The 23,173-nt window shown below is 32.4% G+C and carries 22 protein-coding genes; 1 reads left to right on the top strand and 21 read right to left on the bottom strand.

Features of this window, described 5'->3' with window-relative positions:
• Nucleotides 1-85 precede the first annotated feature (85 nt).
• The 17 genes from gltS (ACWJJT_RS08755) to ACWJJT_RS08835 form a co-directional block, all read right to left on the bottom strand.
• Complete coding sequence (gene gltS, locus ACWJJT_RS08755) at nt 86-1,294, bottom strand: sodium/glutamate symporter (RefSeq protein WP_462954425.1); 1,209 nt, start codon at nt 1,292-1,294, stop codon at nt 86-88.
• A gap of 442 nt (nt 1,295-1,736) precedes the next feature.
• Nucleotides 1,737-2,945 (bottom strand): sodium/glutamate symporter, encoded by a 1,209-nt coding sequence (gltS, locus tag ACWJJT_RS08760; RefSeq protein WP_462954426.1) that lies wholly within the window; start codon nt 2,943-2,945, stop codon nt 1,737-1,739.
• A 154-nt stretch (nt 2,946-3,099) separates the two neighbouring features.
• The gene (locus ACWJJT_RS08765; protein WP_462954427.1) at nt 3,100-3,969 is read right to left on the bottom strand and encodes a response regulator; all 870 of its coding nucleotides are present in this window, start codon (nt 3,967-3,969) and stop codon (nt 3,100-3,102) included.
• Nucleotides 3,970-3,971: 2 nt separating this feature from the next.
• Complete coding sequence (locus tag ACWJJT_RS08770; protein ID WP_462954428.1) at nt 3,972-5,210, bottom strand: ATP-binding protein; 1,239 nt, start codon at nt 5,208-5,210, stop codon at nt 3,972-3,974.
• Between the two features lie 23 nt (nt 5,211-5,233).
• A complete protein-coding gene (gene citG, locus ACWJJT_RS08775; RefSeq protein WP_462954429.1) occupies nt 5,234-6,121 on the bottom strand; it encodes a triphosphoribosyl-dephospho-CoA synthase CitG in 888 nt (295 codons plus the stop codon).
• A complete protein-coding gene (gene citX, locus ACWJJT_RS08780; protein WP_462954430.1) occupies nt 6,114-6,623 on the bottom strand; it encodes a citrate lyase holo-[acyl-carrier protein] synthase in 510 nt (169 codons plus the stop codon). Before citX ends, citG begins: the two co-directional genes overlap by 8 nt.
• 7 nt (nt 6,624-6,630) lie before the next feature.
• Entirely contained in the window at nt 6,631-7,674 is a 1,044-nt protein-coding gene (citC, locus tag ACWJJT_RS08785) for a [citrate (pro-3S)-lyase] ligase (RefSeq protein ID WP_462954431.1), read from the bottom strand.
• Nucleotides 7,675-7,842: 168 nt separating this feature from the next.
• Nucleotides 7,843-9,381 carry a citrate lyase subunit alpha gene (gene citF / locus ACWJJT_RS08790; protein ID WP_462954432.1) on the bottom strand — a complete coding sequence of 513 codons (1,539 nt, stop codon included), beginning with the start codon at nt 9,379-9,381 and terminating at the stop codon, nt 7,843-7,845.
• 48 nt (nt 9,382-9,429) lie between these two features.
• A complete protein-coding gene (locus ACWJJT_RS08795) occupies nt 9,430-10,302 on the bottom strand; it encodes an HpcH/HpaI aldolase/citrate lyase family protein (protein WP_462954433.1) in 873 nt (290 codons plus the stop codon).
• Between the two features lie 12 nt (nt 10,303-10,314).
• Nucleotides 10,315-10,578 (bottom strand): citrate lyase acyl carrier protein, encoded by a 264-nt coding sequence (citD, locus tag ACWJJT_RS08800; protein ID WP_462954434.1) that lies wholly within the window; start codon nt 10,576-10,578, stop codon nt 10,315-10,317.
• A gap of 32 nt (nt 10,579-10,610) precedes the next feature.
• A complete protein-coding gene (locus ACWJJT_RS08805; protein ID WP_216302216.1) occupies nt 10,611-11,168 on the bottom strand; it encodes a Fe-S-containing hydro-lyase in 558 nt (185 codons plus the stop codon).
• 24 nt (nt 11,169-11,192) lie between these two features.
• Nucleotides 11,193-12,035, bottom strand: a complete 843-nt coding sequence (locus ACWJJT_RS08810; RefSeq protein ID WP_216302217.1) for a fumarate hydratase — start codon at nt 12,033-12,035, stop codon at nt 11,193-11,195.
• Between the two features lie 91 nt (nt 12,036-12,126).
• Nucleotides 12,127-13,368, bottom strand: a complete 1,242-nt coding sequence (locus tag ACWJJT_RS08815; RefSeq protein WP_462954435.1) for a methylaspartate ammonia-lyase — start codon at nt 13,366-13,368, stop codon at nt 12,127-12,129.
• 55 nt (nt 13,369-13,423) lie between these two features.
• Nucleotides 13,424-14,881, bottom strand: coding sequence for a methylaspartate mutase subunit E (locus ACWJJT_RS08820; protein ID WP_462954436.1), 1,458 nt, complete (start codon nt 14,879-14,881; stop codon nt 13,424-13,426).
• A 20-nt stretch (nt 14,882-14,901) separates the two neighbouring features.
• Entirely contained in the window at nt 14,902-16,296 is a 1,395-nt protein-coding gene (glmL, locus tag ACWJJT_RS08825) for a methylaspartate mutase accessory protein GlmL (protein ID WP_462954437.1), read from the bottom strand.
• A 20-nt stretch (nt 16,297-16,316) separates the two neighbouring features.
• Nucleotides 16,317-16,730, bottom strand: coding sequence for a methylaspartate mutase subunit S (gene glmS / locus ACWJJT_RS08830; RefSeq protein ID WP_462954438.1), 414 nt, complete (start codon nt 16,728-16,730; stop codon nt 16,317-16,319).
• A gap of 34 nt (nt 16,731-16,764) precedes the next feature.
• A complete protein-coding gene (locus ACWJJT_RS08835; RefSeq protein ID WP_462956763.1) occupies nt 16,765-17,772 on the bottom strand; it encodes a GntR family transcriptional regulator in 1,008 nt (335 codons plus the stop codon).
• A 268-nt stretch (nt 17,773-18,040) separates the two neighbouring features.
• On the opposite strand from ACWJJT_RS08835, the gene ACWJJT_RS08840 reads away from it, so the two are divergent.
• The gene (locus tag ACWJJT_RS08840) at nt 18,041-18,484 is read left to right on the top strand and encodes a DUF2383 domain-containing protein (protein WP_462954439.1); all 444 of its coding nucleotides are present in this window, start codon (nt 18,041-18,043) and stop codon (nt 18,482-18,484) included.
• 156 nt (nt 18,485-18,640) lie between these two features.
• Here the strand turns inward: ACWJJT_RS08840 and ACWJJT_RS08845 are convergent, their stop codons facing one another.
• The 4 genes from ACWJJT_RS08845 to ACWJJT_RS08860 all read right to left on the bottom strand — a co-directional run bounded on the left by ACWJJT_RS08845 (nt 18,641) and on the right by ACWJJT_RS08860 (nt 23,147).
• Entirely contained in the window at nt 18,641-18,997 is a 357-nt protein-coding gene (locus tag ACWJJT_RS08845) for a NifB/NifX family molybdenum-iron cluster-binding protein (protein ID WP_462954440.1), read from the bottom strand.
• Between the two features lie 21 nt (nt 18,998-19,018).
• Nucleotides 19,019-19,846 carry an Mrp/NBP35 family ATP-binding protein gene (locus tag ACWJJT_RS08850; RefSeq protein WP_462954441.1) on the bottom strand — a complete coding sequence of 276 codons (828 nt, stop codon included), beginning with the start codon at nt 19,844-19,846 and terminating at the stop codon, nt 19,019-19,021.
• Nucleotides 19,847-19,958: 112 nt separating this feature from the next.
• Nucleotides 19,959-20,411, bottom strand: coding sequence for a DUF134 domain-containing protein (locus tag ACWJJT_RS08855; protein ID WP_165414309.1), 453 nt, complete (start codon nt 20,409-20,411; stop codon nt 19,959-19,961).
• 255 nt (nt 20,412-20,666) lie between these two features.
• On the bottom strand, nt 20,667-23,147 hold the full coding sequence (locus tag ACWJJT_RS08860) for a CoA-disulfide reductase (RefSeq protein WP_462954442.1): 2,481 nt from the start codon (nt 23,145-23,147) through the stop codon (nt 20,667-20,669).
• Nucleotides 23,148-23,173 lie beyond the last annotated feature (26 nt).

The following is a 23,173-nucleotide window of genomic DNA, read 5'->3' on the forward strand; positions in this document are numbered from 1 at the left end:
AAAGAAAAGTATGTATTTTAAGTAATACATACTTTCCTTCTGAAATGTCGCTAAAGTATAGAATTTGTAAGATTAAAAGTGTTTATTATTTAATGAAAAAGTTCATAAACGCTGTAATGACTCCAGCGTTAACGAAATCTACGAATAAACCTCCCACTAATGGAACAACAAAGAATGCACGTTCAGCATGACCATATTTTAATGTCATAGCGTTCATATTTGCCATTGCATTTGGTGTAGCTCCCATACCAAATCCACACTGTCCACAAGCCATTACCGCTGCATCATAATCTCTTCCCATAATATTAAAAGTTACGAAATATGCAAATAAAGCCATTAGAATTGTCTGAGCAAATAACATTATGACTAGAGGTAAAGCTAAATCTGCTAACTGCCATAGCTTTAATCCCATTAACGCCATAGATAAGAATAAAGATAATGAAATAGCTCCTATAACATCAATTTCATCTAAATGGACCTTATAAGCCTTTGTAACATCAGCTATATTTCTTAAAATTGCAGCTGCTAACATACCACCTATATATCCTGGAAAAGTCAATCCTGCTTTTTCAAAAAGAGCAGATATAATTGTACCTATTCCCATAGCTAATAAAATCTGAGATGCGGCACCCATAAAATTGTCAGGTATCATTTGTTTTGTAGTGTCTTCTTTTGATAACGTTGCATTTTTAGAGGTTTTTGAATTAACTATTTTCATAGGATACGAAAGATTATTTTTTTCAAGTAACTTTTTACCTATAGGTCCTCCAATCATGCTGCCCATAACTAGTCCAAATGTCGCTGATGCCAATGCTACTGTGGTGGCACCCGCTATACCTTTTGCTTCAAACAATGGTCCAAAAGCACCTGATGTTCCATGTCCACCTACCATTGGGACAGAGCCCGTACAAAGACCTATAATTGGACTTAATCCAAATAGCTTAGCAAGTGTAACCCCTGTAACATCTTGAAGAATTATAAGTACCGTAGTTATTCCTAAAAAAATGAAGACTTGTTTTCCACCTTTTTTTAGTAATTGAAGACTTGCTGTAAACCCAATAGTTGTAAAGAATGCCGTCATAAATACCGCTTGAAGCGTTATGTCCATATCAAAAGTTAATATGTTAGTTACTTTTAGTATTAAAGTAAGTATTACAAACAGCAAGCCACCAACTACCGGTGCTGGTATACAATATCTTTCTAAGAACTCTACCTTATTTTTGATTTTTTGACCTATAAATAGAACGATAACTGCTAATGCTACTGTTTGGATCATGTCCAATTTTATAACCATTTTTTATCCCCCTTGTATTATCTTATATTATATTATAGTATATAAGATAATTATAATAAGCTTATTCAGATAAAAACACAATACTACAAAATACTTCTTTTTAAAAATTAAATTTTCAGACTTTTATGTTTTTTCTTATCGAACCAATCAATATGCATTAAATAATTGTGCCTATAATAATGTAGTACGTCCTATAAATTCCTTTGGATGTATGTAACACTATATTTTCAGTAATACATACTCTTCAATATATTAAACCATCTTCTTTGAAGAAGCTAGCATACCACCTATATATGCTGGGAAAGTAAATCCTGCTTTTACTTTGTTATGCTCTTATAATGCAATAAAAAATAGCGAGATTTTTTTCTCGCTATTTTGATTATTATATCAGGAACACTGCTTAGTTTCCAAAATTATTTAATATGTACAATTTAAATATCTGCTATTTTACAAAAAAATTCGTAAACATTGTAATTACTCCAGCGTTACAAAAATCTATAAATAAACTTCCAACTAACGGAACAATAAAAAACGCTCTTGGAGCAATCCCATATTTTGCTGTCATAGCTCCCATGTTCGCCATTGCATTTGGTGTAGCGCCCATACCAAATCCACAATTACCAGAGGCCATTACTGCTGCATCATAATCTTTCCCCATAACATTAAATGTTATGAAATATACAAATAACCCCATTAAAATCGTCTGAGCAAATAACATTACTATAAGAGGTAAAGCCAAATCTGCTAATTGCCATAATTTTAATCCCATTAATGCCATAGATAAGAATAAAGATAATGAAATGCCCCCTATGACATCGATTTCATCTAAATGGATTTCATATGTATTTGTAGCATCAGATATATTTCTAAGAATAGCAGCTGCAAACATAGCACCAATGTATGGTGGAAAAGTTATCCCTGTTTTTTCTAGAAGTGTTGATATAATTGTACCTATCCCCATTGCTAATAAAATCTGAGATACAGCTCCCATAAACTTATCGGGAATTAGATGTTTTACAGTGTCTTCTTTGGTTGTTGCTGCCTCTTCATACACCTTTGAATTAACCGTTTTCATAGGGTATGAGAGATTATTTTTTTCAATTAATTTTTTCCCTATAGGCCCTCCAATAACGCTGCCCATAATTAGGCCAAAGGTTGCTGATGCCATTGCTACTGTGGTAGCACCTACTGCACCTGCTTTTTCAAATATTGGACCAAATGCACCTGCAGTTCCGTGTCCGCCTACCATAGGTACTGATGCCGTTGAAAGACCTATAAGTGGATTTAGACCAAACATCTTAGCAAGTGCAACTCCTGTAATGTCTTGAAGAATTACAATTACGACGGATAATCCTAAAAAAATAAAAACTCCTTTTCCGCCTTTTTTTAGTAGTTTAAGACTTGCAGTAAACCCGATAGTTGTAAAGAATGCTGTCATAAATAATTTTTGTAGCGTTATATCCATATCAAAAACCAATATATTACTTACTTTTAGTAGCAAAGTGATTATTGCAAAAATCAATCCTCCGATTACCGGCGCTGGTATGCAATACTTTTCTAAAAAAGTCAACTTGTTTTTAATTTTTTGTCCTATAAATAGAACGATAACTGCCACTGCTACTGCTTGAATCATATCTAATTTAAAATTCATTTCTAGTACCCCCTGATGATGTTTTTGTTATATACTATATATTATAATCAAATTATACAAATAACTACACAAAACTACGAACTCTTGCACAAATAAATTAACTTTTCATGTTATTAATATTTTTTTGTTATCTATAGGACTATGTTTTGAATACTTATGAGCTTAATTTGGTAATAATGCTTTCAATAAATTTTTTCGTATTTATTTTACCGGACTCATTTGAATCATTGTTTATATGTCTCATTTCCTGCCTTACTTGCTTGAAGTCAAATAATAATGTGCTATATTCCATAAAAATACTACTACTATAATCATCACAACCGATCTCTGCTATAGTTTTTAAGGCCTTTTGAATAGTTCTCCTAATCCTCTGTTCTAATGCCTTTTTATTTATGTTTACATCCCCATATTCCTCCTGTGCGATTTCACTGTATATTTTTTGTAGCTGATATGTAGATGATGGATTCCTTTTTTTAAAATCTATTATTTTATGTATAATTTTTATTAGCTCATTACTCCCTACAGCACCTGTAATACCTATATCGGCAAAAATATTAGTTATTTGATCATCCAAAAATAATTCCTTTGTTATACTTTTATCATTGTTTAAGCTTGATACTGCACTTTTTATAAGTGCTAACGAATTTTCAAGCTCAATATTATGACATACCCCTCTTATAACATTAGTAACTTCTATACTGTTTATAGGTTTACTTATAAAAAAAATTATTCCATTTTCATAGGCTTTTGATACCAATGACTCATCCTCAACTTGAGATATCATAATAAACTTCCCATTATATCCTTCCCTCTTAGCATCCTTAATTATTTCAATTCCATCCATTGTAGGTAACAAAAAATCAATAAGCACTATATCCGGACTATAGAATATAATCTCTTGCACAGCATCTTCACCACTATCTATTTCAGAAATAACTTTTCCAAGGTTATTTTTCTTTATTAAAAGGCCTAGCATTTTTCTAATATTAACATCGTCATCAATAATCAAAAAACTTTTTCCCACAGTTATCCTCCATTCAATGAGTTCTTAGGTATTTTCAATATAAATGTAGTACCCGTCACTCTATCTGATTTTACCTCTATATCTCCTCCTAAGTCTTCAATAATATTTTTAACATGTGAAAGTCCGATACCCGTAGATGCTTTTCCTGTTATATTATCATACTTTGTAGTAAACCCTGGATTAAAAATATAAGGAATAATCTCTTCATCAATTCCTTTCCCTGTATCAGTTACCTCAAAATATATATTACTTTCATCTTCTTTTTCAGATATTTTAATGAACCCTTCATTTTCACAGTCATCTATACTGTTAATTATTAAATTATTAAGAATAATAAATAAATTATAATAATCCCTAATAGTAAAATCATTTTCAAACTGGAATTCTATTATTATTTCTTTATTGCCTTCTTTTATATATCTGCTTGTATTATCATTAATAATAGTAAAAATATTTGAGAGTGTCATTTCATCTTGATTTTCAAAATTATCTATAAGTGATTCAAATCCTTTTAAAATTCTATAATGATCTTTTTTTATTTCATGTACCTCTCTAGCGATGTCCAATGTTTTTTCTCTTAAATCATCATTATACTTGTAAGTTTCATATAAACAATAGCTTTTTGACATCACCTTTTCAATATCTTTCATAGACTTCTTTAAATAAAACATTTCTGCATGTATATTTGAAATTAATAAATTGAGCTCTGTATATCTCCTCTGATGTTCACTATTTATGATAAATAATTTTTGCTTATCATAAGTGAGGTAACCAATGTAAGATAAAAACGCTCTAATAAATCCTGCCAAAAATATGATTCTTAAAATACATAAATTAATGCCATTTCGCATCATAGCTTCAAATATGTTACTTATCGAATCTATTAATGTTAATAATAAAATTGTATTAACTATACGGTCTTTATATTTTCTAACTTTAGTAAGCTTAATAAAAGCTCCATAAATTAAATAATATACTAGTGAAGGAAAATTAGAAACTATTATATCTATAATTCCATACTGTGATAATACTATGCCAAAAATATTCCTAATTACGAATATTACTAAGCCACATAAAAACGCCATTTTCACTTCTGACATATCGTCCATTATTAGTATACTTAAGTTGAAAATAATTACCCCTACTGAAAATTTCAGTTGACTTTCTGATGAGTAAAAATATATTTCCGCGAATAGAGATACAATTAATGATATGACAATATATTTCTTTGTCTTTAGCATATACCCCTCCAAACAGGTAAATATTATAAGCGATTACGAGATTCTGTTAAAGTACTCAAATATTCCTCTACAGAATTAAAGAATACCGTTACGGCTAGCAAATCTGCTGATCCTCCTGGACTTATGTTGCTTTTTATAAATTCTTTGTCCAATTCTTCTACTGCTACTTTACCGCTTTCTGTAGCCATTCCACCTAAAGAGATTATATGAATTGCCTTTTTCTTCACTTCTTTTAACGTATCCATCGAATGTCTGTGAAGAACATTCGAATCCTCGCAATGTTGCATAATGGATATGAGAGTATGTATTAATCTACTATTTAATTTTTGAGCTTTATTTTCCTTATATACTCCAAGAGAATAATCAAATACTAGTGGAATGCCTCTCTCTACTTGCCCTCTTATTCCTTCTACATTATATTTTAAAAATAATTTTTCTCCATAGCTTGTGACTTTATCTTTATTCATATAAAATAATTCATCCTGAACAAGTCCTCTAGTCATTTGCTTTATTATATTTTGAATTTCCCCAAAATCTTTCTTATCATACATTACTTTGGTCACGGCTGCACAACTTATACCTAAAAGAAAAATCATGCCTTTATGAGTGTTTACACCCTTTGTAGCCTTAAACATCTCTTTTTCGGCTTCTATTCCTATATTTCGAATAGACTTAAATATTTCTTTAGGAGTTCTCTTTGAATATCCTTCCTGGGCAAACAATACCATATACTTACTTAGAGCTGAGGTGCTTTTAATAAAAGAATAGTGATCCATATCTATATGCGCGCCTTTTGATATAGATGATACTAGCCCAGGCGACGGATATGCAGCTACTTCACAAAGCATTGCTTCAATTGCGTACTCTGCTATAAGAAACGCTTCATGGGATATTAAATATTTATTATTCATAAAGTTTCTCCCCATATTCTACAAGTCTACTTTTGATAAATTCTTCAATTTCATCGAAGTTGTGTTTTTTACTTCTTACACAATTATGAGCTACGTCTTCACAGATATAGCATTTTCTCATATCTAACCCGAAATCCCTTCTACTAATACCTCTACCTTTTTCATCATATACATCTAAGTCTACACATCTTCCCAAAATGTGATTATTTTCTATATTAAGTGTCATCGATTTAATGTCCCTTGCTTCCTTATTTATGCACATAATCACAATGGGACCTTCTGCAGTTGTAACTATTTTTTTATAATTAATAGAATCAGAAAGCATTTTACAAATTATTTGATCAATAATCACAGTTATTTCTTGTGAATAATGATTATCCTTGTTTATGCCTGGATAGTTAACCCTAACAACTAGTATTGGCATTTTATATCTCTTCACTAGTTCTTCTTGATATTCAATTCTTTTTTCTCTTGCTAGCAATATATCTTCTGCTGTATACATATCAAAATTAATGCGGAGAATCGCTGAGCCTTATTTTCTGCATTATCTCCTTTCCTACCAAAGTATTTAAAAATTCCCACGTTGAACTAGGTACAATATGTTCAATATGGCTTATTTGGTCTTCCTTAATTAATTTTCTAACTTTTGAGGCACTGATAATGTCTCCTATAAGAGCTTTTCTTTTTACCTCTACTACTTCTACCCCATAGGTAGGTAGTAATTCCTTTAAAGCCTCATTATAAGCGTTTGTAACGTTGCAATAAGGCTCTTCTCCTATAAATCTCTTAGTTATATTTAGGGTTTCACAAAAATATCTTCCAAAAATTGATGCATCGAGTGTTGTATATGCCTTTAGTATTACATCTTCTTTTCTTAAAAAATAGGATGGAAAAGTAGCCTCCGAAATAATATATTCTCCCCCTTTAATCACCCGTACATTATGTAAATGGGAAACACCTTCTTTAACCATAGCATATCTATAGATAAATGGGAATGAAGATTTATCTTCTTCAACTATAAATACCAGGACTTCTGTGCTTTGCCTCGAAGCCTCTTCTATTAAATACTTATGTCCTAGTGTGAAGGGATTACAATTCATAACTATCGCTGACTTCTGAGTATTTGCATCTATATCGTATTCCTCTTGCATATCATTTAAATACTTTTTTATATCATATATCCCACTTTCAAGTAGAGCTACATTATCTATTTTATGTACAAGTTTGTACCCAAGCGACGTAAATATATCTGTGTTTTCTACCTTAGTAAATATAAAACTATGATAAATTCCTTCCTCAAAAAGCTTGTTCGATAATGTTCCCATCAATATAGCGGATACCCCTTCTCCTCTTAAATCATCTGAAACTGCAAAACATTTAAACACATTTTTCGACTTAGAGCAAGTGGCTTTAATCTCTTTATTTATTCTAATAACAATGGTATAATCCACATTATCATCAAGTAGTAATCCAAATGTCTGCAAAAAATCTTTTACTTTCTTTACCTCATCTTCATCCTTTAGATTAATTCTTTCAGCGTTAAATCCATACATAGAAATCCTCCTTATGAAAGCTTCTGGTCCTCCCCAAGATATATTATCGCTACACTCTATTATATCTTTATTATGCGATAAAATCCAATATATATAGGTTTACCATAGCAACGTTTAATATAAATAAAATAAAGCTGAAAATAATTATTTTCAGCTTTATTTTATGCATTATAGTGGTCTTCTAACCACATCAATTACCGAACCATCTCTATATTCTATAACTGCAACTATTTCCTGCGAAAGTTCAATTGCTTTTGGTTTACCTGTCATTTTTTCAGCTATTGCTTTCATCTCTTCAATCGTCATTATAGGAAGATTAGTTTTCTTTAATTTCTCAATTATGTCCGTCCTCTTTGGATTAACGGCTATTCCTCTTTCTGTTACAATAACATCAATACTTTCTCCTGGAGTTGTTACCGTAGTTACACTATCCTTTATAATTGGAAGTCTTGCCTTCGTTAATTGTGTAACAATTATTGTAAGCTTAGCTCCTGCTGCTGTATCACTATGGCCCCCAGAACCACCCATGATAGCCCCATCTGAACCAGTGGTTACATTAACATTAAAATTTGTGTCTATTTCTGTAGCACCTAATATGACTATGTCTAGGTTATTTACAACTGCACCTTTGTTATCTGGATTTCCATACATGGAAGCAGACATTCTTTGATGTTTATGAGTACTTACATAAGATTGTATTGCTTGCAAATCAAAACACTGCACATCAAATAATGATCTAAATAATCCTTCTTTAAACATATCTACAAGATATCCAGTTATTCCACCTGACGCAAAGCTACCAACTATACCATTCTCTTTCATATACTTTCTTAATTCTGCAGCTACAGCTAAAGAAATCCCACCTGCGCCTGTTTGAAATGACATTTCATTTTTAACAAGCCCTGACGCAACCATAACATCACTTGCCATTTTAGCTATTTTAAGCCCCACTGGATCCTTAGTGATTTTTGTAGTACCTGATACTATTCCAGCTGGATCACCAATGGAATCTACCTTTAGAATATAATCTGTATATATTTGACTTATTTCTATAGGGCAAGTAGGGTAAGGTACCAAATTATCTGTTATTGCCACTACCTTATCTGCACACTGCGCATCTGATACTGCATAACCTAGGGCTCCGCAGGCTGATTTTCCATACAATCCATTAATGTTTCCATATGTGTCTGCTGTAGGTGCTGCAATGAAAGCTACGTCTATGTGCAAATCTCCACTTTCTATTGCTCTAGCACGTCCACCATGGGTATGCATTATAACTGGTGTTTTTAATATTCCTCTGGAAATTTCTTGTGCCACAGGACCTGACATATAATTAGTCACTATTTTAGTAATTACACCGTTTTTTATGTGCCCAATTAAAGGCACATTGTTTGGGAACAGAGAGCTTGCCGCTAAGGTAATATTCTTTATTCCTCTTTCTGCAATAGCATCCACCACCAAATTTAATACATGATCTCCATTTCTTAAATGATGATGGAATGAAATTGTCATACCATCTTTTAATGAAACCTTCTCTAAAACTTCCTCTATACTACTTAAAACTTTTTCGTCACTAGGAGTTACAGAGTTTACTTTTACTTCTTTTTTCACTTTAATGCCAACATGTTTAAATGCACCTTCGAAAGGGGTTACTTTTCCATAACCTTCTATATATTCTGGTATTTCTCTACCTAGTATATTTTTCATTACTATCACCTCAATTAACTAATCCACTAAAGTAGCTTAAAAAAGCTTTTATATAAGGCCTAAAAGCTTTGCTAAAGCTACTGTGTTTTTAGCTCTATTTATAACTGGAGCATCTACCATTTTCCCATCTAGGGAAAATACTCCTTTTCCTTCTTTTTCTGCTTCTTCCATAGCCTCTAGGACTCTTTTGGCGTATTTTACTTCTTCTGAAGTTGGAGCATATACAGAATGAATGGTATCAATCTGTCTTGGATTTATTGCCGCTTTACCTGTGAATCCTAGGCTTTTAGCTTTAAACGTATCTTTTGATAATCCCTCAAAATCGTTAGTATCTGTAAATGGAGTATCAATAGAATCCACCTTCATTGCCCTACATGCAATTGCTACTCGATTCCTTGCATAGAAAACTTCTTCTCCTTCTTTGGTTCTTTTTATACCTAAATCTGAAGTTAAGTCCTCTCCTCCAAGTAAAACAGCTACTATCCTATCACAAGATTTTATTATGTTATAAACATTTTCAACTCCATAGGCTGTTTCCACTATTGGAATTAGCTTTATACTTCCCTTTGCAAAACATTCCTGCGCTTCTATGTTTGTAAGTATTTCATTTATAGCCTTTAGTTCTTCTTCTGTAGCTTTCGGTATCATCAATGTATCTGGTTTAACTCTTGCAATTATATCAATATCCTTTTGTGCAAATTCAGTAGAAAATGGATTTACCCGAACTACCACTTCTACATTACTATAATCTACATTTTTTATTGCTTCGCTTACCAAAATTCTAGCACTGTCTTTTTCTGTTAGACTTACAGCATCCTCTAAATCTAATATAATTGAGTCTGCGCCTAAAATTCCTGCGTCCTGAAGCATCGCTGGAGTATTACCAGGCATAAATAGCATAGTTCTTCTCAACCTTTTCATATACATCACCTCTTATTGAGCTCTTTTTGTAGCTGTTTCTATTCTAGCTTTTATTGTATAGTTTAATGCACCTTTATCTTGAGCATTTACTATAATATTTTCTACTTTTAATTCCTTAAGAGTACCCCGTATTACTCTTTCTATTTCTTCCCCAAACTGTTTCATAACAATACTTTGAAGATTTATTTCAATACCGCCCTTAGGGTTTGGCATAAGCATTACATATATATCGTTAGATTCCATTGTTCCGGCTTTTGCTGGTTTATTAATTTCCATGGTATCACCTCACACTATAACTTAAATCAAATTTATTTTACACTTTCCAAATAAGCATTTTGTCCTTGTTTATATAGATCGTTACCTTCACTATCTATTACTACAACTATAGGTAAATCCTCTACCTCAAGTCTTCTTATAGCTTCAGAACCTAAATCCTCATAGGTTACTATTTCTGCTTTTTTTACACATTTACCTATTAGAGCCGCTGTTCCACCAATGGCTGCAAAATATACAGCACCATTTTTAATCATAGAGTCCACAACCTCTTGTGATCTTAATCCCTTACCTATCATTCCCTTTAATCCTTTTTCTAAAAGCTTTGGTGTGTAAGCATCCATTCTATAGCTTGTAGTTGGCCCTGCTGATCCAAGGGCCCTTCCAGGCTTTGCTGGAGTTGGTCCAACATAATATATGACCGCATCTTTAATATCCATCGGAAGTTTTTCTCCCTTATCTATAAGATCCACGAGTCTTGCATGAGCTGCATCCCTAGCGGTATATACAACACCAGATAATAGCACACTATCTCCTGCCTTTAAAGCTTTAACCTTATCTTCTGTAAGTGGCGTAGTTATTCTTTTCTCCATAACATTTTCCTCCCCTTATCCTTATTATAACTCTTTACTCGCATGTCTTGCCGCATGGCAGTTTATATTTACCGCAACTGGTAGACCCGCTATATGAGTTGGATAAGTTTCAATATTAACAGCTAATGCGGTAGTTCTTCCACCAAAACCTTGAGGTCCTATACCAAGCTTATTTATTTCCTGAGTAAGCTCTTTTTCAAGTTCTGCATAGAAAGGATTTGAGTTTGCCTCTTCAGTAGGTCTAATCGCTGCTCTTTTAGCAAGATTAGCTGCCTTATCAAAAGTCCCACCTAATCCTATACCTACAACTATTGGTGGACATGGGTTAGGACCAGCTTCTTTTACTACTTTTAGAATAAATTCCTTAACCCCTTTAAGACCATCTGAAGGTTTTAGCATTTTAATCTGGCTCATATTTTCTGAGCCAAAGCCCTTTGGAGCTACAGTTATTTTAAACTTATCTCCTGGAACTATATCATAATATATAACTGCTGGAGTGTTATCTTTTGTATTTACTCTGTCTATTGGGTCTTTAACTACTGACTTTCTTAAAAATCCATCTTCATATCCTGCGGCTACGCCTTTATTAATAGATTCGTAAAGGCTGCCTCCTACTATATGAACATCTTGACCAATTTCTATGAACACACAAGTCATCCCTGTATCTTGACACATTGGCATTTTTTCATTTTTAGCTATATCTACATTTATTAAAATCTTATCTAAAACACCTTTAGCTATATCCCAAGTTTCCTCTTCTCTAGCCTTTGTTAATTTGTTTCTCATATCATCAGAAAGATAGTAATTAGCATCTATACATAAATTTCTTACGGTTTTTGTTATTTCAGCTACATTTATTTCTTTCATTGTTATTCTCCTTTTTAATTCAACATCTAATATTGGAAAAGGCAGTTTAAATAAACCGCCTTTTCCAATTACCCCTCATTCATTATTCTTCTTATTTTTTTCTATTAACTAAAGCTACAACTCTATTCATTTCATTGTTAACTATCATGTAACCTTCATCTACACCCATACCTGGTTTTGCTAAGCATTGATCTGCTCCACAAGCAATAGCTATGTTTGTGCAAACTTCTGCAGATCTGTTAGTTTCGTTACATGTTCCACCACAGTATGCTCCACGGCCCTGCTTTTTGCAGTATAGTATTGATTCAATTATGTTGTTAACTCCACCTAAGTCTGGAGTTTTTATTTGAAGCATGTGGCCCGCTTTCTTATCAGCAAATAACACTACGTCTTCATATGTGTTACACCATTCGTCTGCAACTAGTTCCACATTAATTTTTCTATTATCAAGTTCTGCTGTTAATCCAGCTAATGATTCAACTTGTCTTTCTCTATGCTCAACATCCATAGGTCCTTCTATCCTTAACTTGAATGGTTTTGCAGCTTCTTCGAGTGTTGCTATATAATCTGCCATAGCTTTTATATCATTATTAAAAGCTAGTCCTATTGTTCCATATACATCTATGTGGAATATTGGATTATAACTCTCGCTAGTTCTTATTTTTAATACTCTATTTTTTAACCATTCAACATAAGCGAGTAATTTTTCACCCTTAAGCCCTAATTTCTCTTCTACGTTATTTATAAGTGCGTGAGGCATTACGTCTGCACCTTTTATTATCATTTTATCTGCACTTGCATATCTATCATCACCTGATTGTGTGAAAATATCAATTCTCTTGATATCTACTCCAGTTTTGTATTCGTCGCGCACAACCTCTGCCATAGTTACCTTTTTAGCTTTTGCGACAGCATCTAGAATAGCTTGAGTTATTCCGTATCTCATTGCTGTATGAAGCCTTTTACCATTAACTAACATGTGATCAAACTCTTCTGCGAGTGATTTAAAGCTTTCTAATTCTCTACCTATTAATTTTGGTGCTATTTCTTTTTCTATAATTGGTATAAAATCTTTTGCAAGGAATAATGGATCTCTTCCACCGGCTCCTGAATATTGTACTGCTGCACAGTCTCCGTAAGCTACTTGACCATCTTCAAGTATAATCATTACTGATATTGATTCTCCTGCTTGTCTAATTGATGTAAATCCTTCTGTTACTGGCGCACCTACATATGTAAATCCATCATGGTCTGCGCCTTTTTTTATAGCTCTTTGGTCGTCAAAATAAAATCCTGTTCTTCCTGTTGAACACACTACATCAATAATTTTCATAATATACACCTGTCCTTCTATAAATTTTTTTTGTAACTTTGAATCATCTATACATTTATTTATTCTGTGGTCTTCCTATAAGCACACCTTTTCCTACTGCAAATATATCATCTATAGTCATTTGAAAGCTTATATCCCTATTTTCAAATTTTGCTCTCTCTTCAAGTTTTCTCATATTGAAATTTTTCAATTCTTGTGTAAATGGTAGATTCCCAAATTTCAGGTATCTTATCGCTCCATTATTATCTCTTGCAGGCATCATTTTACCAGCATTATATTTACTTGGTGCAAATGGTACATCAATAATCCCCATTTCAAATCCTTTAACTGTCGCTATAGCTAAGTCGCCTTTTCCGATTTCATACATCTTATCTAACATACACTTTGTTTCAGCCTTTATTACTTCTATCTCAGTTTGCAACTCTTTAGACATAGGCATCCTTTGGCCTTTTAATAAGTTTAAAGCCATCTTTGTACATCTTATTCCCATAGCATTAGCTTCTTTAGTAGGGATTCCTATAGCCTCATGAGGAGTTTTAACTATTACTTTTGTTGCTCCTGCAAGTGCTGCTGTTGAAGCTCCCGTAGCTATAACTCCAAAAGCTTTCGCTTCATCTTCAGGGAAGCCTCCCATCCATTGATGTAATACCGTGGTTAAATATATATCTTTATATCCATTAGCTTTTAAGTATTCGTCGCATTGCTCTTCTAATGCTCTTATAGCTGCAACATCTTGTATTAAATTTCCACACTGACCATATCCAACCGTAATGTTTTTAACTCCTTGCTCTGCAGCAAGTAAAGCTTCAATTATTGCAATTGCATTTGACGTACTAGGTGGCACTAAAGTTCCTGTTAATGGTCCAAAAGGCTCTCTATTAAATGAGACTCCTTGTTCTTCATAAAAACCAACAAGTCTATCACAATATTGCCAATCTAAAACTGATTTTTCTAAAGTTACATTTTTAGCATATGGAATATTATAAGAAATACCGCCTCCTTCATTTGAAGTCCAACCTGAAGCATGAGTGATTTCAGCTAATAATCTTCCATCTGGAGTTCCGTGTCTTGCTTGTAATGGAGAATTTACAGCTTCAAATACTTTTCTACCACCTTTAACTCCATGATTAACTCCTGGGAATCCGTTTAGTAAAGATCTTCCAGCCTTTAAACTTTCTTGTATACCAATTTCACATTCATCATATCTATTCAGTCTTGTATAACTATCTATTGTAGTTGGTAGTAAATCTGCTCCGCCTTGCTCCTCTAAGTGTTTTAATAATTCGATATGCTTATCAATTAACGCAACACCTGCTCTTGGTTGTGCGAGTGTTACTCCTTCTTCTTTAGCTTTTATTAATTTTTTTGCAAAATCTTTATGCTCTGGGATTCTCTTGTTATATTCTACAGCTTCTTTTAAATCTACCTCTTTACCTGTTGGCCATTGACTTACTACTTCTTTTCTAACCTCAAAGAACTCTTCATCCGACCATTTTTTATTTCTTAATTCCACTGAAATTACCTCCTAATTAATTATACTTTTACTAAATACTTTTTCATGATTCTAACAGCTTTGTCTGGGTAATCTTGAGACAATAATCCCATTGCAGATAATATATAAGTTTTATCAATTAAATGCATTGCATCCCGCGGTTTTAAATACGTTGGATTCTCTGCACTAAAGGCTCCCGCTTTTAAAATATCTTGTGGATTATTACTATGTATTAATGCTCCACCTGTACCTATCATATACTTTACTTCCATAAGATCTTTTCCTGTTTGAGTGTACATAGCCCCCATAGGAGTGTTTGTGTGTTCTATAGTACCTACATGTCTTTCCATAGATATATCTGTGGCTACTTTCGCCATAGCCTCATCAAATTCTATTTCTTCCTTAGTTGTAGGAACCATTTTTATATGCTCTATTCTATATTTACAACTAGCTTCAATATCAATTTTTCTTTCTGTGTCCCCTAAGTACTTTCTGATTTTTCTGCTACCAGCCGCTTCCCTCAAAGAAACTGCAGAATATCTCATACCAAGGTCACCTTCAACAGTTCTTTTTGCAAAAGGTTCTTCTAGGCCTCTTATTGAAACGCCAGACTTTGTAGGTTCTCCCTCTGCTATAGAATGTACATCCGTTGTTGCTCCACCAATGTCGATAATTATTAAATCTCCTAGACCTTTTTCTTCATCACTGCCTTCACTAAGTATCGTAGCTGCCTTTAGAACAGCTGCTGGTGTTGGCATTAAAATGCCTTTCACTAAATCTTCTGCATTACTTAGCCCTTTAGCGTCAATAATTTTTTCCATAAAGACTTTTCTAATTTCTTCTCTAGCTGGCTCTACATTTAGTTTACTTAAAGTTGGCATTACATTTTTAGTAATGCTAAAATACATTTTAGCGTCAGTGAGTATTTGTCTTATTTCATCACTTGCTACTTTATTCCCAGCTACTACTATTGGTAATTTAACTCCATTGTCAGCTAACATTTTTGCATTGTGTATAATGCATTCCTTATTGCCACCATTAGTTCCACCTGCAAGAAGTATTATATCTAAATCCGAATTTTTAATTTCTTCAATTTCAGTCAATGTTAATTCATAGCTATATACTTTTAATACTCTAGCTCCAGCTCCAAGTGCTGCTCTTTTAGCAGCTTCTGCAGTTAGATCTGGTACTAGTCCAATAGCTATCATCTTAAGGCCTCCCGCTGCTGAGGAGCATGCTAATTTATTAATAAGATTAACATTTTTGTCTTTTAATATTGGTTCTATTTTTGCATAGGCTTTTTCATAACCGATCATTATATTGTCTTCAATTGTCGTTATGTCCTTAGCTGTAGCAATTATTTCTTCTTTTGCTATATCTACAACAGTTAATTTCGTATATGTACTTCCAAAATCTACAAGTAAATATGCATCCACTTATATCACTCCTATTGATTTTATAATATTTTCAAATCTTCTTTTAAATCATGTATTGTTGTTTCGAGTGTTGTTCCTGGTGGATATATTCTATCAAATCCCATTTCACTAAATCTACTGTGCACATCTTCCCAATTTTGTTTTCCTACAACTATATTTCCGCCTACAGTAAGTAATATACCTTTTAATCCTGCTTCATCACATTGTTCCCTCATGCCTCTGCAATCGATTTCTCCTTGTCCATAAAGAGAAGATACTATTATGGCATCTGCATTAGTTTCAACAGCTGCATTTATAAAATCCTCTTGTGGCGAAAGCACTCCTATGTTTATAACATTAAAACCAGCCTCCGTTAAAGCATAATCTAAAATCTTATTACCAACCGCGTGACAATCTGAACCTATTACTCCTAAAATTAAAGTCTTTTTTTCCATTTTTTAAAAGCCTCCTAAATAATTTTTTAACACATTATTTTTTGAACTTTATTTCAATAATCTTTGACTTAAGCGCTTTTACTGAACCCTCATCTAGACTATATAGAAATTCAATTATTTCCTTATTGTTGGGATTTTTACTTTTAACATCTTTATATCTGCCTGGTGATACTATCATCACATCTGATTCTCGAATTATATCTTTAAGTTCATTATCATCAGTAGTATTTGAGAATCTTATATTGGCATCAGCTAATCCTGCCTTTTCTAAAGCTCCCTTTATTTTAAAAATAAATTCTTCAGAGATACATACAAATCCAAACTTTGTATCCTCACCGTATCTAGCTATTTTAACTATTGGTTCTAAATTTGGAGTTATAGCAACTCCTAAAATCTCCTTATTAAGCCCATCAGTTAAATTTGTAACTTCATTAATGTGATTAAATGTGGTTATTAAAAACTCAGCACTTTCAATCTTATCTTTAGTAAGCTTGTCCATCTTTTGTAAATCATTTACCATTAAGAACATTACATCCATATTACTATTTTTACTAAGTTGTTTACTAAACATCTTAGCTTGCTCTATATTGCACTCTATGTATATTGCTATAACTTTATCCATTATTTGTTTTTTTTCATTTACTCTTTGATTTACTAAATCTAGAAATTCTTCTGGTTTCATTCCAATTTCTAGAGCTTCCTCTAATCCTAAATCAATGAATTTCATTATCTTATTTTTAATATCCAGACTTTCCCAAGATATAGATTCTTCAACTACGAAAGTTCCCTTTCCTTGATAAGATTTTAACGCACCATCTTGTTCTAAGTCATTATATGCAGTGCTTACAGTGTTTCTACTTACTTTTAATCTCGCAGACAATTCTCTTTCTGTAGGCATTTTTCTTCCAACCTTAAGAGTTCCTTTTTTTATTTCATCCATGATTTGTTTTTTAACTTGAATATAAAGTGGTATTCCATTTTTTTTATTTATTTCGATGTTAATAAAAATTCCTCCTAAAGCATATTGGATTAATGGACTAATCCATTACAAGATTTATTATACTCTATGGACCAATCCACTTCAATCGTTGTTTTACGAGCATTTAGTTTCGTTTTCCGTATTTTAGAGCAATTAGACATAATTATCTAACTTGTTCTTAGATTTAATACTATTTCCATGTAAACGTAACACTATTCGCCTGTAAACGTAATAAAATACTATATATAACTTTTTATATAATATATTCTTATCTCTATTTTTTAATAAGTATTATCTATTTGGGTAAAATAAATGTTAAGGAGTTGATAATATGAATAGTGAAAACATTAAAAATTTGAATTCTATTCTAGAAGGCGAATACATGACTGTTAATAGTTTCGATGACTTAATTGAGCATGCTAATGATGCTAATATCAAAAGTGAACTACAAAAAATACAACAAATTCATAAGCAACATACAACCCAAATTTCCACTAAAATACAGGATCTTGGTGGTAATCCATCAAATGGTATAGGAATCCAAGGTGTCGTAGCCGAAACTATATCAAACATAAAACATATTGGCACTACTGATACTATTAGTTATCTTAAGGAAGCAGTCCAAGGAGAATACATGGGAATAAAATTTGTTAATGAATTACTTGCTGGTAGTGATGCTCCTAACACCTTTGAACTATTAAACACTATAATAACCGAATATCAAACTAATATTAATTCAATAAATAATCTTATTAATAATTTAAATGATGTATAGTAATATTACAAAATAAATAAAATTGGATTAATATACACTTAGTCCAATATTTCATATTAATAATATAATAGCAGAATTTAATTAAACTTATAAAAATGACTTCTGCCTTTTTTTAGCACAATAAAGAAAAAGGAGCACAGTTGTGCTCCTTTTTCTTTATTGGTGATGATGTTCACCATGATGATTACATACTACATTTTTATCTTCTAACGTTCCATTAATATATTCCTCTATAACCTTTTTATATTCTCCAGATGCTCCTTTTATCACTTCAAGGCCATTCTGCTGTAGACCGCTAATTGCTCCCCCACCAATTCCTCCAGTAATAACTACTGTTGCTCCGTGCTTTGTAAGTAGGTCTGCCAATCCTTGATGTTGATGTGCAAGCTCTACTGCAGATATTTCTTCAATATTTACTATCTTTTTGTCCTCTACTGTCGCAATTACAAAACTTTCACTCATTCCAAAATGTTGATTTACCATACTACCATTATTAGGTATTGCTATTTTCATATCTCTTACCCCCATTTTTTCTTACTTTTTTATATTCTTAATCATTTTATTAATAATATTTTCAGCTATTTCTGTTAATTCAGGGTTTAGGTTGTAGTCTCCCTTGTTAGATATATTAACAATTTCTCTACACATTGGAATTTCACCAAGCAAATCTAGGTCATTTTTATTTAAGAATTCATCTATGTTATTTGATTCAAAGATCTTTATTTTCTCACTGCATCCTGGACAAATAATATAACTCATATTCTCTATTAATCCTAATATATTTATATTAAGCTTACGGGCCATATTGATTGCTTTTCCAACAATCATAGACACTAAATCCTGTGGAGTTGAAATCATTACTATACCTGTAATTGGTATTGATTGCATTACTGTCAAAGCAACATCTCCTGTGCCAGGGGGCATATCTATAATTAAATAATCAAGCTCTCCCCATATAACGTCAGTCCAAAACTGCTTAACAACCCCAGAAATTGCGGGTCCCCTCCAAATAACTGGATCCTCTTCATTCTCCACAAGAAAGTTCATTGAAATAACATCAATCCCCTCCACTGTTCTAACTGGTATAATACCCGCTTCACTCATTACAGGTTTAACATCTTTAATACCTAACAACCTTGGTATACTTGGGCCTGTAATATCCGAATCCATAAGGCCGACCTTATAACCTTTTTTATTAAGTTCATGTGCAATAAGAGCAGATATTGTTGATTTACCCACGCCGCCTTTACCACTCATGACACCGATAATGTTTTTAACTTTGTTTAATGGATTATTTTCTATGCTACATGTATCTTTATTATCACACTCACCATTTGATGGGCAACTTTTACAATCAGCCATGCATTATCACCTCGCTTTTTATTTGTCATATGCCATTTATATTATAATACTATAATTTATTGTTGTCAAATGCCAATAAACAAAGATTTATTTTAAGTAAAAACTTATAAAACTATTTATCATCTGTTGTCTGTTTATTACATTGTCCATGACAAAAACTACTTCTTTTATTACAAGTAACTTGCTGCGAAGCACATGATGGACAAATTTTTCTATCTTCTTCATATTTTATTTCATAGGTATAACCGCAGGATGCACATTTGAATTGACATATATTCCTCGTATAGTTTCCACCACTTATATTTATTGCCTTTCCCTCTATTAAAGCTATAGCAATCTTTTTTCGTGCGCTATCAATTATATTTTGAAAAGTTTGTCTTGAAACTAGCATTCTCTTTGCACATTCTTCCTGATTTAGTTCTTCAACATCTTTAAGCCTCATGGCTTCAAACTCTTCAACCTTTATAATTATTTCTTCAATTTCACATTTCCTTCTACCTGCAGGTACAAAGTATGTATATTGCGGTAAATTTTCCACCCTTCTATCCTTAACTGGTCTTGCCATTAATATTCTCCTTAATTCATATACTTTTTTAAGTTCTTAAATGTTCTTCATTGGTGGCATATGCTAATAAATTTTACATCCTTTTGCCATTAATGTCAAACAACAATATTTAATTTATATTTTTTTTCTTAACATGTTGAAGATACAATTAAAATACGAATATTTATAGGTTGAAATTACAATTAGTATAATCTTGAAAAGTATTAGCATAAAAATAAAATGGATCTTATATGATAGACACTTTTTTATATATTATTAAATAAATAGATTTACATTTGAATCTTCAGTTTGGCCTAGGTAATAACCAACTCCACCAATTTTAACTCCATCAATAAGTTCTTCCTTTGTAATTCCCATAACATCCATGGACATTGAGCAGGCTACCACTTCCACTCCACTATCAATCGCTGATTTTATTAAGTCCTCAAGAGAACTTATATTTTTATTCTTCATTACTGATCGAATCATTTTAGCTCCAATTCCCATCATGTTCATTTGTGAAAGTTTAAGTTTCTTACTTCCTCTTGGCATCATAACTCCAAACATTGAATCTATTAAACCTTTTTTTACAGATACTTTTTCAGGTTTCCGTATGATGTTAAGACCCCAGAAGGTAAATAAAATGGTAACTTTACTCCCCATTGCAACTGCTCCATTTGCGATAATAAATGCCGCAATAGCTTTGTCTAAATCACCACTAAAAACTACCATTGTTTTATTATTTTTATCCACTGTATCTGAGGAAAATGATTTATTTACTTTTGTAAGATCATTATTGTTTTTTTTTATAAATGCGTAAACCATACCTTTTTCTTTTCTTAAATCTATTAATTCATTATTTGTTTTATTACACCAAGATTTAATGTCCTCATAAAATCCAGGGTCAGTTGCTGTTACTTTTAATATTTGATCTTCATTTAAATCGTCAATGCTAGCTTTAACTTGAATTAACGGTCCAGGACAACATAGTCCACAAGCATCGAGAGTTTTATCATAATTATCAACGCTTATAGCCACTTCATCCTTTATAACTTGAGTATCTGGATCTAAACTCTGCTTTTTTGGTATATTCTTAATTTTAGCTTTATTTGGTTTAAACTCTAAACTTGAAGCTGATTTATATCCCCCAGTTAAGTTCTTAACCTTAAATTGTTTTTGAGCTAAAATTCTTGCAGCTACGTATCCTCTTAATCCTACCTGACAATACTCAATAATTTCTTTGTTTGTGTCAAGTTCACCAATTCTTTCTCTTAAACTATCTACAGGAATATTTATAGCACCTTCAATATGTCCATTATTAAATTCCATTTCAGTACGAACATCTAATACCGTAACATTTTCTTTATCGTAGTCTATAAACTGATCTGTGGTTAATACATCCACTCTTCCTGCTAACACATTTTCGGCGACAAAACCGGCCATATTTACTGGATCCTTAGCAGATGAGAAAGGTGGTGCATATGAAAGTTCTAATTCAGTTAAATCAGTCACTGTTCCACCAAGTCTAATAACTGTAGCAAGTACATCTATTCTCTTGTCCACTCCATCATAACCTACACCTTGAGCTCCGAGTATTTTACCTTCATCATTAAAAATAAGTTTTAATGACATTGAAAGAGCTGCTGGATAATAGGAAGCATGACTTGCAGGGTGTACAAATATAACTTTATAAGGGATATTAAGTCTTGTTAAAGTTCTTTCATTATTACCTGTGCTTGCAGCTGTTAAACCAAATACCTTTATAATTGAAGTACCCTGAGTTCCCTTATATGTAGTTTTTAAACCAGCTATATTATCGGCTGCTATTCTACCTTGCTTATTTGCAGGACCAGCTAGTGGTATTGCAGTATTTGTTTTGTTTATAAAATCTACAACTTCAATAGCATCACCTACTGCAAATACTCCCTCTGCACTAGTTTCCATTTTATTATTTACTAATATATGACCCTTAGCGCCTACTTTAATACCAGCTTCTTTCGCAAATCCAGTATCAGGAAATACGCCTATTGCCAATATAATCATATCAGCGCTTAATTTTGCACCACTATCTAAAGTTATTTCAACACCATCTTCAGTATCTTTAAAGGCTTTAACTCCATCATTCAAAATTATTTCAACACCATTATCTGAAATTTCTTTTTCGACAGTTACAACAATATCCGTGTCAAAAGGAGCCATTATATGAGGTGCTGCTTCTACTAGAGTAACCTTAAGACCTCTTTCTATTAAGTTTTCAGCCATTTCCACACCAACATATCCTCCACCAATAACTACCGCACTATTAATACCTTTTTTATCCACATATGTTTTAATGTCATCAGTGTCTGGTATATTTCTTAAAGTAAATATTCTTTTATTGTTTATACCTTCTATATTAGGTTTAATTGCTTTTGCTCCTGGTGATAACACTAAATAATCATAACTTTCTTCATAAGTGCCTTTAGCCTTACTATTAACTGTTACAACCTTTTTGCTGGTGTTAATGGAAGTTACCTCACTGTTATTTCTTACATCTATGTTAAATCTAGCTTTCATACTCTCAGGTGTTTGTACTAAAAGCTTATCTCTTTCTTTTATTACCTCACCAATATAATAAGGTAGCCCACAATTTGCAAAAGAAATGTATTCATCTCTCTCAAACATAATTATTTCTGCATTTTCATCTAGTCGTCGTAACCTTGCGGCGGCTGAAGCTCCACCAGCTACGCCACCTACAATTAATATTTTTTTCATCACAAATATCCCCCTCTTATTCTTTTAAT

Source organism: Clostridium sp. CM041, assembly GCF_055081035.1.

Coding starts and splice junctions, on each gene's coding strand:
- gltS (WP_462954425.1), bottom strand. CDS start 1,294: ATGGTTATAAAATTGGACATGATCCAAACAGTAGCATTAGCAGTTATC.
- gltS (WP_462954426.1), bottom strand. CDS start 2,945: ATGAATTTTAAATTAGATATGATTCAAGCAGTAGCAGTGGCAGTTATC.
- ACWJJT_RS08770 (WP_462954428.1), bottom strand. CDS start 5,210: ATGCTAAAGACAAAGAAATATATTGTCATATCATTAATTGTATCTCTA.
- citG (WP_462954429.1), bottom strand. CDS start 6,121: ATGAATAATAAATATTTAATATCCCATGAAGCGTTTCTTATAGCAGAG.
- citX (WP_462954430.1), bottom strand. CDS start 6,623: ATGTATACAGCAGAAGATATATTGCTAGCAAGAGAAAAAAGAATTGAA.
- citC (WP_462954431.1), bottom strand. CDS start 7,674: ATGTATGGATTTAACGCTGAAAGAATTAATCTAAAGGATGAAGATGAG.
- citF (WP_462954432.1), bottom strand. CDS start 9,381: ATGAAAAATATACTAGGTAGAGAAATACCAGAATATATAGAAGGTTAT.
- ACWJJT_RS08795 (WP_462954433.1), bottom strand. CDS start 10,302: ATGAAAAGGTTGAGAAGAACTATGCTATTTATGCCTGGTAATACTCCA.
- citD (WP_462954434.1), bottom strand. CDS start 10,578: ATGGAAATTAATAAACCAGCAAAAGCCGGAACAATGGAATCTAACGAT.
- ACWJJT_RS08805 (WP_216302216.1), bottom strand. CDS start 11,168: ATGGAGAAAAGAATAACTACGCCACTTACAGAAGATAAGGTTAAAGCT.
- ACWJJT_RS08810 (WP_216302217.1), bottom strand. CDS start 12,035: ATGAAAGAAATAAATGTAGCTGAAATAACAAAAACCGTAAGAAATTTA.
- ACWJJT_RS08815 (WP_462954435.1), bottom strand. CDS start 13,368: ATGAAAATTATTGATGTAGTGTGTTCAACAGGAAGAACAGGATTTTAT.
- glmS (WP_462954438.1), bottom strand. CDS start 16,730: ATGGAAAAAAAGACTTTAATTTTAGGAGTAATAGGTTCAGATTGTCAC.
- ACWJJT_RS08840 (WP_462954439.1), top strand. CDS start 18,041: ATGAATAGTGAAAACATTAAAAATTTGAATTCTATTCTAGAAGGCGAA.
- ACWJJT_RS08845 (WP_462954440.1), bottom strand. CDS start 18,997: ATGAAAATAGCAATACCTAATAATGGTAGTATGGTAAATCAACATTTT.
- ACWJJT_RS08850 (WP_462954441.1), bottom strand. CDS start 19,846: ATGGCTGATTGTAAAAGTTGCCCATCAAATGGTGAGTGTGATAATAAA.
- ACWJJT_RS08855 (WP_165414309.1), bottom strand. CDS start 20,411: ATGGCAAGACCAGTTAAGGATAGAAGGGTGGAAAATTTACCGCAATAT.